The organism is Flavobacterium sp. (genome assembly GCF_020217025.1).
Lineage (GTDB): Bacteria > Bacteroidota > Bacteroidia > Flavobacteriales > Flavobacteriaceae > Flavobacterium.
In genome coordinates this window covers 1-10,000 of the sequence record NZ_JAIWOF010000087.1, presented here as the reverse complement: position 1 = coordinate 10,000, position 10,000 = coordinate 1, and the positions used below count along the sequence as shown (strand labels likewise).

Below are 10,000 nucleotides of genomic sequence, written 5' to 3'. Positions count from 1 at the left end.
AAGAAATAAAAAATAGTACTTTAGTAGCAAACTTAATTCGTTTAAAAATATGTATATCGAACAATTAAAATCTAAAAAAGTTAACTTATTTTCTTATTTACCAATTCCTTTGGGATTCATTTTATTAATGCTTGTTAATTTTTTAATGTCTGATGGAGTAGATACTAACGAAGTTATTCAGCAGACTATCAAAATGATAGGTGTAAATTTAACTTTTGTAGCACTTGTAGGACCATTAGCTTTTGGATTATTGATTGTTTTGTTTTGGGTGAAATTCGTTCAAGGACAATCGATAACTAGTTTGACTACTTCAAGAACAAAAATCGATTGGAAACGCGTTTTTTTCTCTTTCTTCCTATGGGGAAGCATTACTACTTTAATGATTTTAGGGCTTTATTTTACACAACCTGAGAATTTTGTTTGGAATTTTAATCCTGAGAAATTTTTTATTTTTCTTATGTTAGCCGTTGTTTTAGTTCCAATGCAAACGAGTTTTGAAGAGTATCTTTTTAGAGGTCATATGATGCAAGGAATTGGTTTAGCATCAAATAGCAGATTAATTCCTTTAATAATTACATCTGTGTTGTTTGGTTTAATGCACATTGCTAATCCAGAAGTTGGAAAAATTGGTTATATTATTATGATTTACTACATAGGAACCGGATTTTTCCTAGGAATTATGACTTTAATGGACGAAGGTCTTGAATTAGCTTTAGGATTTCACGCAGCTAATAATTTGGTTGGAGCTTTATTACTAACGGCAGATTGGACAGCATTTCAAACCAATTCTATTTTAAAAGATTTGTCAGAACCATCAGCTGGCTTTGATGTTTTAACACCTGTTTTTGTAATATTTCCAATCTTACTTTTAATTTTTTCTAAAGTTTATGGTTGGAACAATTGGAGAGAAAAATTGACAGGAAAATTAATAGAAGGCAACAAAGAAATTGATTTAGATGATTCCACATTATAAAAATATACACAATCGATTTAAAATTAATGATTTTCATTTTGATAAAGAAGCACTTTATCAATTAGCTTACACTTTAATAAAAGAAGGTAAAGATTATGAAAATGATTTAGGTGTTTTTTTATTGGATTGGTTAGATGATAAAGAAACAATTCAGTTGATTACTTCTGGAACTACAGGAGCGCCTAAAGTTATTACAATCAAGAAGCAATCAATGGTTTATTCTGCTATTGCAACAGGAAATTTTTTCAATTTGCATCCTCAAGATAAAGCGCTACTGTGTTTGCCTGCTAAATATATTGCTGGAAAAATGATGATTGTTCGTGCCATGATCCTTGGTTTAGAGTTAGATATTATGGCTCCGAGTTCGCACCTAGATGATTTATTACCTCATAAGAATTATGACTTTGTTGCTATTGTTCCACTTCAGGCGGAAAATAGTTTAGATAAATTATATCAATTCAAAAAGATAATAATTGGTGGAGCAAAAGTTTCTGATGATTTAGCTTCAAAATTAAAGAACATAAAATCAGATATTTATGAAACTTATGGAATGACCGAAACCATAACACATATTGCTGCTAAAAAAATAGGAGATCCGTATTTCAATGTTTTAGAACATGTTTCCATTTCAGATGATGATAGAAATTGTTTGGTAATTGATGTTCCAAGTATTACTGATGAAAAAGTAATTACTAATGATATTGTTGAAATTCTAAATGAGAATCAATTCAAATGGATTGGTCGTTACGATAATGTGATTAATAGTGGCGGAGTTAAGTTATTTCCTGAACAAATAGAGACAAAGTTAGCTTCAAAAATTAAAAATAGATTTTTTATAACTAGTCAACCTGACGCTGTTTTAGGTTCAAAAGTAGTTCTAGTTCTTGAAGGTGAAAAAAGAGACATTGATTCGTCTATTTTTAATTCTTTAGAAAAATTTGAAAGACCAAAAGAAGTCTTGTTTGTTACTGAATTTGTAGAGACAGAAACAAAAAAAGTGAATCGAAATCAAACATTGAAAAAAATAAAGGTTGTATAAATTATGCCTAATATAACACTTAAATGAATGGATTATGAAGTTATGATGTAAGTACTATATTAAAATTTTTATACAACCTTAAGTAGTTATTCTTCCATTTTTAAATAATAATCTGCAGAATGTTTTCCACTGCCAAAGAAGATGAAAAATACACTAGTAGCGAAAGCTATTAATGATTGAACAAAATCTGATGGATTAAATACACCAATAAAGTTTATTGCGAAAGCACCTAAAAGTATAGGTAACTGAACCCAAATTGACCAACGAGTCAAGAAGCCAATGATAATCATTACTCCACCTGCCATGTGCGCCATTGCAACATAATGAATAAGTAACATTTCGCTACCGAAACTTCCTACTGAATTTAAAATGTCATGTAAATATTTTTTATCTACAATAAAAGAAACGCCTTTTAAAAGTAAAAAAACACCTAATGAAACTCTAAGAATATCTATCGGAATACATGTGTTTGCATTAGCCCATTTGTTTAATTCTCTAATTCTAGCCATAAAGAAACGGATTAAAATTACACTAGGCTAATTTACTGAAAATTAAAACAGTATGATTTTTAGATGCGTTAATTAAAACATAAATTAATAAAAAAAGAAGACTAATTGTCTTCTTTAATTTTAACATAAAACTGATTGTCGTAAATTTGGAAACTCTTTTTACTGAGTTTTTTTAGTTTGATTTTCTGTTCTTTTGCTGTTGGAAATAATCTAATTTTTTTCCCTTCAAAACCAATATCAATAGGCATATTAAAGTCTTCATTTACATTATCCCATGAATAATATAGATAATCACCTTTGATTTTATAGATAAAAACAGGAAGTTGATTTGTATATAAATACTGTCTAAATATTGGTGTTAAATCTGTACCTGAAGCCTTGTTAAAGTAATCAATTACAGTATCTGAAGTAATAATTTTCTTTTTGAAAGTTTCGGAATAATCATATAACATTTTCCACCATTTTGCATCATCGGCAACAATATGTCTTAATGTATTTAATAACAATGCACCCTTATAATACATATCTCCAGAACCTTCATTGTTCACCCCATACTGACCAATAATCGGTCGATCGTTTCTAACGTTTTTAGCTTGCCCGTTAATGTATTTCATGGCATCATCATAACCTTTAATACATTCAATAAATACCGTTTCAGAATAAGTGGTAAAACCTTCATGAATCCACATGTCTGCAATATCAGTACTTGTAATGCTATTTCCAAACCATTCATGACCTGTTTCGTGAATGGTAATATAATCGAAAAACATCCCAACACCGGTACCCGATAAGTCAAACCCCATGTAGCCCTTTTTGTACTTATTCCCATAAGCAACAGCACTTTGATGTTCCATACCTAAATACGGCGTTTCTACTAATTTATAACCATCTTCCCAAAACGGATAGCGACCAAATTTCGACTGAAAACATTCCATCATTGGTTTTACTTCCATAAAATGTTCGCGAGCTTTTGCTTCATTTTCTCTTAAAACATAATAATCTAAATCCAAATCGGGCATTTTATCCTGAATATGAACATAATCGGCAATATTTACTGTTATCGTGTAATTGTTAATCGGGTTTTTAACTTCCCAATCCCATCGAGTGTAGCCATTTTTTAAGTCTTGAGAGCCTAAAAAACGTCCGTTAGACACATTCATCAATCCATTTGGAACAGCAACTTTAATGGAAGCACCATTATCTGGTTCGTCAGTTTGAGAATCTTTTACTGGATACCACAAACTAGCACCAGTTCCTTGCACTGCTACGGCTATAAAGTCTTTTCCTGCTTTGTCTTTTGAAAATACAAAACCACCATCCCAAGGGGCATTTCTAGCAATTCTAGGATTTCCTGAATAATAAAATTTTAATTTATGATTCGATTTTGAAGTTAATTTTTCTGGAAAATCAATGAAAACGGCATCATTATCGCGAACGTATTTTAATTTTTTAGTATTCCAAATAATCGAATCCACTTTCATATTATCAAATAAATCCAACTGAATTTTTTGAGTTGGAACCATCACTTCAAAGGAAATTTCATTAAAACCTTTAATACTTTTTTGTTCTGGATTTATTGTGATATTTAAATCATAACGTTTTACATCATATGATGTTCTTTCGATACGTAAACCTCCTTGAAGTGAATCACGACGAGTAAATTGAGCATTGATTTGTTGGATTCCTATTAAGGTTAATACAACTAAAAAACTGTTTTTCATAAGGATTATTTTCAAAATCTAAATATAAGAGTTTGAATTGGAAAAAATGTTACAAAAAGAACTGAATTTTAAAATTCTGCAGCGGTAGTTATAGTGAGTTCTTCTTTTGAAATAGGATGAATAAAAGTTAAACTTTCAGCATGTAAATGCAAACGATTAGCTTTTGAGCCATACAAATCATCACCTACAATCGGAGTTTTTAAACCTAATTCGTGTGAAGCATGCACTCGTAATTGATGTGTTCTACCCGTAATAGGATAGAAGTACACTAAAGTTTGGTTATTCTTAACTTCAATCTTTTCCCATTTAGTTTGCGCTGGCTTTCCGTGTTCGTAGCAAACCAATTGTCTTGGTCTATCATCTAAATCTACTCGAAGTGGTAAATCGATAATACCATCATTTGCTTCTAAAATTCCATCTAGTAAAGCAACATATCGCTTTTTAATTGTTCGTTTGATAAATTGACTTTGTAATTTTACATAGGTTTCTTCATCTTTAGCAATTAACATTAAACCTGATGTCGACATGTCTAAACGATGCACAATTAATGGTCCAGTGGCGTTTGGATATAATTCTTTGACTCTTTGATAAACCGAATCGGAAATAATTTTCCCAGGAACAGATAGAAATTCTGCGGGTTTATTAACTACAGCTAAAATGTCATCTTCATAAACAATTTCTATGTTTTTTCCTTCCGCCGGATTTTCTTGAAACGGATTTGCTTCCATTTCCAAACCTTGTAACATGTGTGATAACAAAATAGGTTCGCACTTACTTTTACAAGCCGGATAAAATTGTTTGTGTTTTCTAATTTCTGATTTTGGTGATTGTCCCCACCAAAATTCAGCCATAGCAACAGGTTTTAAATTATGTTCGAAAGCGTAATGTAATAATTTGGGAGCAGCACATTCTCCAGCACCAGCTGGCGGATTATTATTAAAGATTTCACCAATACTTTTTCGTTCTCCAAATTGGTTCAAAAACGAATATTCAGCGAACAGTTTTTGCTGTAAAGCTCCCGATTTCATTCGGCGCTCTTCTTTTAATTGATTGATTTCATCTAAAAGTAAATTGACTTCTTTCTGAGCATTTTCGATTTGAAAATTCCAATATTTGGTCATTTTTTTGAGTAAAATGCTCTCTTTTTTGCTTTCTTCCGAAAGTTCTAATTCTAATTGTTCAATTTCAGATGAAGATAAATTGGTAAATGAAATTCGTTTTTCATCACGTTCTATCTTCAATCTTTTGATTTTATCTTTTTGATTTTGAATATCGGTTAAAGCTTCTATTTTAGTAACGTCTAATTGATTTTTCTTGTTTTGAAGTTCGTCTGAATTTTCTAAAATTTCAATTTGACGATTGATTGCATTCAAAACTTCTTCTTCTTTTCTAAAAAAACCATCTTCGTGCAACATATCAAAAATCGTCGGTACAAAATAAGGAAGGTGATTCACACCAGCCAATTTCCCCGAAAAAGCCCATAAATATCCAAGTTCACCTTCTTGATTTTGACAAACCAAAACGCCAAACATTTTTCCAATTACCAAACCTTCTTGATTTTCTTGTAAACCAAAGTTATGTTCAAAATCGGTTTGCGTTTCCAAATACGATTGCAATTCAGTTGCGGCAATCCTACTTAATTCATGAGGTTCATAATAAAAAGGAAAGGTGAATTTCTCAGGTGTAGCAATACCTGAAATATTGGTTTTGAAGGATTGAAAAAAGGCTTGCATTTCTATTCATATACTTTTAATTCGTTGTAAAAAGCATTTGCATAAGGAATGTAAAAATGACCTGGTTTGTAAATATATACTCCTTTTTTATTAATAGTTAACATATAATCACAAGCATCAGGTTCCTTTGGAAAAATATTGTAGAGTATTTGTTCTCTATCCCAAACACTATTCTTAGATTTTTTTTTGTCAAAGTGAGAAATCAACAATCGAGTATTCATGTAAGGTTCAATATTTTTTGGGTTAAACCAATTTTTATTATTGATATATGCAATATTATTATACCAACAATCTTTTTTAGGTTGTAAATAAACAATGGTAACATACCCAAGACTATCCAAATCTTCCTTAAAGTTTGATTTTAAATAATTCTTGAATAAATTAAGTTGTTCTGAGTTTAGTTCATTTATTATCAATCTATTAACATGTATGTCTTTAAAAGTAAAATGTTTTGAATCTATTTCTTCATCTACATTTTTTTGAGAAATACAATTAATAGAAAATAAGTAAACTATTACTAATAAATATCTCATATTAAACTTGAATTACACCTAAATTAAACTGTTTTTCAATAGGAGCATGGTTGGCTGCTTCAATTCCCATAGAAATCCAATTTCTGGTTTCTAATGGATCAATGATAGCATCTGTCCATAAACGAGAAGCTGCGTAGTATGGTGAAACTTGTTCGTCGTATCTTGCTTTGATTTTATCAAATAATTCTTTTTCTTTTACTTCATCAATTACTTCACCTTTTGCTTTTAAAGAAGAAGCTTCAATTTGTGCTAATACTTTTGCCGCTTGTGTTCCGCCCATAACTGCTAATTCGGCACTTGGCCAAGCGAAGATTAATCTTGGATCATATGCTTTTCCACACATCGCATAGTTTCCTGCTCCGTATGAATTTCCGACAATAACAGTGAATTTTGGTACAACTGAATTTGCCATCGCATTCACCATTTTGGCTCCATCTTTGATGATTCCTCCGTGTTCTGATTTGGAACCTACCATAAATCCGGTAACATCTTGTACAAATACTAATGGAATTTTCTTTTGGTTACAATTGGCAATAAAACGTGTTGCTTTATCAGCTGAATCCGAATAAATTGCTCCACCAAATTGCATTTCGCCTTTAGCGTTTTTTACAATCTTTCTTTGATTAGCTACAATTCCAACCGCCCAACCATCGATGCGAGCGTAAGCTGTGATTAAGGTTTTTCCGTAATCACCTTTGTATTCATCAAATTCTGAATTATCTACCAAACGTTTGATGATTTCATACATATCGTATTGATCAGCTCTCGATTTTGGTAAGATTCCGTAAATATCTTTTGGTTCCAAAGCTGGTTTTTCTGCTTTTACACGATTGTATCCTGCTTTATCGAAATCACCAATTTTACCTACGATACTTTTAATTCTGTCTAAGGCATCTTTATCATCTTTAGCTTTATAATCCGTAACACCCGAAATTTCGCAATGTGTTGTTGCTCCACCAAGTGTTTCGTTATCAATTGTTTCTCCAATGGCTGCTTTCACTAAGTAACTTCCAGCTAAGAAAATACTTCCGGTTTTATCTACAATCATGGCTTCATCGCTCATGATGGGTAAATAAGCACCACCAGCTACACAACTTCCCATTACAGCGGCAATTTGAGTAATTCCCATACTGCTCATGATAGCATTATTCCTAAAAATACGACCGAAATGTTCTTTGTCTGGAAAAATTTCATCTTGCATTGGTAAATAAACACCAGCCGAATCCACTAAATAGATAATTGGTAAGCGATTTTCCATCGCAATTTCTTGCGCACGAAGGTTCTTTTTTCCGGTAATTGGGAACCAAGCGCCTGCTTTTACAGTAGCGTCATTAGCCACCACAATACATTGTTTTCCAGAAATAAATCCGATTTTTACAACTACGCCTCCAGAAGGACATCCGCCATGTTCTTTATACATGCCATCTCCAACAAAAGCGCCAATTTCAATGCTTTTTGCTTTTTCGTCTAAAAGATAATCGATGCGTTCACGTGCTGTCATTTTACCTTCAGCATGTAATTTTTCGATACGTTTTGGTCCGCCACCTAATTTCACTTGGGCAAAACGGTTTTTTAAATCGGAAAGTAAAAGTTTGTTATGATCTTCGTTTTTATTAAAGTTTAAGTCCATTTGGGTTTTGTTGTTTTATTGGTTGGCTAAAATACAAAATCCATCCGAAAAATATATTTTTTAGATGGATTTAGTCTTAATTTTTAACGAATGTTTATTTTTTGGAATCGTTTACCATTCTTTTTAAAATTGCCCATTGTCTAAGTGCGTCTTTAGCATCAATTGCAGGATAACCTAACATTGTTTTACCTGCCTCAACATCTGCTGCTACACCTGAACCGGCACCAATCATAGCACCATCACCAATAGTTACATGGTCTTTTATAGAAACACTTCCACCAATAATTACGCCATTTCCAAGTGTTACTGAACCAGCTAAGCCACTATTTCCAGCTAAGATGCAAAACATTCCTAATTTAGAATTGTGTCCAATTTGAACTAAATTGTCAATTTTACAACCATTTCCTAAAATAGTTGAGCTGAATTTTCCTCTGTCAACACAAGTATTAGCACCAATTTCTACATTGTTCCCAATAATTACATTTCCAATTTGAGGAATTTTCACCAATCCTTTTTCAGGATCTGGACGAAAACCAAATCCATCAGCACCGATGGTTGCGTTTGGATGAATAATACAATCATTTCCAATATGACAACGTTCTCTAACTACAGCTCCTGACCAAATGATTGTGTTTTTACCAATAGTACATTCATCTAAAACGGTTACATTTGAATATAAAATAGTATTTTCTCCAATGGTTACATTTGGACCGACATAGCAATTTGCACCAATTTTTACATTATTGCCAATTTGAGCTGTTTCGTCAATTGTTGCTGTTGGATGAATATTGGTTTTGAAAACAGGTGGAGGAGGAGCAAAAAGTGCTAAAACTTGAGACATTGCTAAATCCGCATTTTTAACTTTAATGAACGCTCTGTTTTCTCCTGGTTCGATTGAAATATCTTCATTTACAACTGCAACACCTGCTTTAGAAGTTGCCCATAATTTCTCATATTTTTTATTACCAATAAATGAAATTTCAGTTTCTTTAGCGACTTCTAATTGTTCTGGAGCTGTAATTTTTGTTGTTATTAAACCAACGATCGTTCCTTTTAATACTTCGTTGATTTCTTCGATTGAAATTTGTTTCATTAGTTGGTTTGGTGGGTTTAGTTTTGCCGAATATATAAAAAGATTTTAGTTTTTTTAAATATTGTATAAAAAAATCCGAATTTCAATAATAGAAATTCGGATTTATAAGATTTGATTTATCTGAATTATTCCTCTTTTTGCCCCATCATCATTAAATAGGCTTTTAGGAAATTATCGATATCACCGTTCATAATTCCTTCAACGTCACTTGATTCATATCCAGAACGAACGTCTTTTACTAATTTATAAGGATGCATTACATAATTTCGAATTTGCGATCCCCATTCAATTTTCATTTTTCCAGCTTCAATATCGGCTCTTTGTGCTAAGCGTTTGTTTAATTCGATTTCGTATAACTGCGATTTCAACATTTGCATCGCACGTTGGCGGTTGTCTTGTTGCGAACGAGTTTCTGAACACTGAATTTGAATTCCAGTTGGTTTGTGAAACAATTGTACTTTTGTTTCTACTTTATTAACGTTTTGTCCACCAGCACCACTCGAACGAGAAGTAATGATTTCGATATCAGCGGGATTGATTTCAACTTCAATAGAATCATCCACCAAAGGATACACATAAACCGAAGCAAAAGAAGTATGGCGTTTCGCATTACTATCAAAAGGAGAAATTCTAACTAAACGATGTACACCGTTTTCACCTTTTAAATATCCGAAAGCAAAATCGCCTTCAAATTCTAAGGTTACAGTTTTAATTCCGGCGACATCGCCTTCTTGAAAGTTTAATTCTTTGATTTTATACCCTTGTTTTT

9 protein-coding genes are annotated in these 10,000 nt (G+C 32.0%); 2 read left to right on the top strand and 7 right to left on the bottom strand.

Annotated elements, in window-relative coordinates; genetic code table 11:
• Nucleotides 1–49 precede the first annotated feature (49 nt).
• Complete coding sequence (locus LDL23_RS04250) at nt 50–973, top strand: CPBP family intramembrane glutamic endopeptidase (RefSeq protein ID WP_291264599.1); 924 nt, start codon at nt 50–52, stop codon at nt 971–973.
• On the top strand, nt 957–2,012 hold the full coding sequence (locus LDL23_RS04245; protein ID WP_291264598.1) for an AMP-binding protein: 1,056 nt from the start codon (nt 957–959) through the stop codon (nt 2,010–2,012). Before LDL23_RS04250 ends, LDL23_RS04245 begins: the two co-directional genes overlap by 17 nt.
• Nucleotides 2,013–2,098: 86 nt before the next feature.
• Here LDL23_RS04245 and LDL23_RS04240 read toward each other — a convergent pair whose 3' ends face one another.
• The 7 genes from LDL23_RS04240 to LDL23_RS04210 form a co-directional block, all read right to left on the bottom strand.
• Complete coding sequence (locus LDL23_RS04240; RefSeq protein ID WP_291264597.1) at nt 2,099–2,521, bottom strand: DoxX family protein; 423 nt, start codon at nt 2,519–2,521, stop codon at nt 2,099–2,101.
• 101 nt (nt 2,522–2,622) lie between these two features.
• The gene (locus tag LDL23_RS04235) at nt 2,623–4,242 is read right to left on the bottom strand and encodes a M1 family metallopeptidase (RefSeq protein ID WP_291264596.1); all 1,620 of its coding nucleotides are present in this window, start codon (nt 4,240–4,242) and stop codon (nt 2,623–2,625) included.
• A 68-nt stretch (nt 4,243–4,310) separates the two neighbouring features.
• Nucleotides 4,311–5,975, bottom strand: a complete 1,665-nt coding sequence (locus LDL23_RS04230) for an RluA family pseudouridine synthase (protein ID WP_291264595.1) — start codon at nt 5,973–5,975, stop codon at nt 4,311–4,313.
• Nucleotides 5,976–5,977: 2 nt separating this feature from the next.
• Nucleotides 5,978–6,508 carry a hypothetical protein gene (locus tag LDL23_RS04225; RefSeq protein WP_291264594.1) on the bottom strand — a complete coding sequence of 177 codons (531 nt, stop codon included), beginning with the start codon at nt 6,506–6,508 and terminating at the stop codon, nt 5,978–5,980.
• Between the two features lies 1 nt (nt 6,509).
• Nucleotides 6,510–8,138: a carboxyl transferase domain-containing protein gene (locus LDL23_RS04220; RefSeq protein WP_194097027.1), complete on the bottom strand. Its 1,629-nt coding sequence runs from the start codon at nt 8,136–8,138 to the stop codon at nt 6,510–6,512.
• Between the two features lie 94 nt (nt 8,139–8,232).
• Nucleotides 8,233–9,231, bottom strand: a complete 999-nt coding sequence (lpxD, locus tag LDL23_RS04215; protein WP_291264593.1) for a UDP-3-O-(3-hydroxymyristoyl)glucosamine N-acyltransferase — start codon at nt 9,229–9,231, stop codon at nt 8,233–8,235.
• 125 nt (nt 9,232–9,356) lie between these two features.
• The coding region (locus LDL23_RS04210; protein WP_291264592.1) for a peptide chain release factor-like protein at nt 9,357–10,000 on the bottom strand (644 nt) is incomplete at its 5' end.

Coding starts and splice junctions, on each gene's coding strand:
- lpxD (WP_291264593.1), bottom strand. CDS start 9,231: ATGAAACAAATTTCAATCGAAGAAATCAACGAAGTATTAAAAGGAACG.
- LDL23_RS04240 (WP_291264597.1), bottom strand. CDS start 2,521: ATGGCTAGAATTAGAGAATTAAACAAATGGGCTAATGCAAACACATGT.
- LDL23_RS04220 (WP_194097027.1), bottom strand. CDS start 8,138: ATGGACTTAAACTTTAATAAAAACGAAGATCATAACAAACTTTTACTT.
- LDL23_RS04230 (WP_291264595.1), bottom strand. CDS start 5,975: ATGCAAGCCTTTTTTCAATCCTTCAAAACCAATATTTCAGGTATTGCT.
- LDL23_RS04235 (WP_291264596.1), bottom strand. CDS start 4,242: ATGAAAAACAGTTTTTTAGTTGTATTAACCTTAATAGGAATCCAACAA.
- LDL23_RS04245 (WP_291264598.1), top strand. CDS start 957: ATGATTCCACATTATAAAAATATACACAATCGATTTAAAATTAATGAT.
- LDL23_RS04225 (WP_291264594.1), bottom strand. CDS start 6,508: ATGAGATATTTATTAGTAATAGTTTACTTATTTTCTATTAATTGTATT.
- LDL23_RS04250 (WP_291264599.1), top strand. CDS start 50: ATGTATATCGAACAATTAAAATCTAAAAAAGTTAACTTATTTTCTTAT.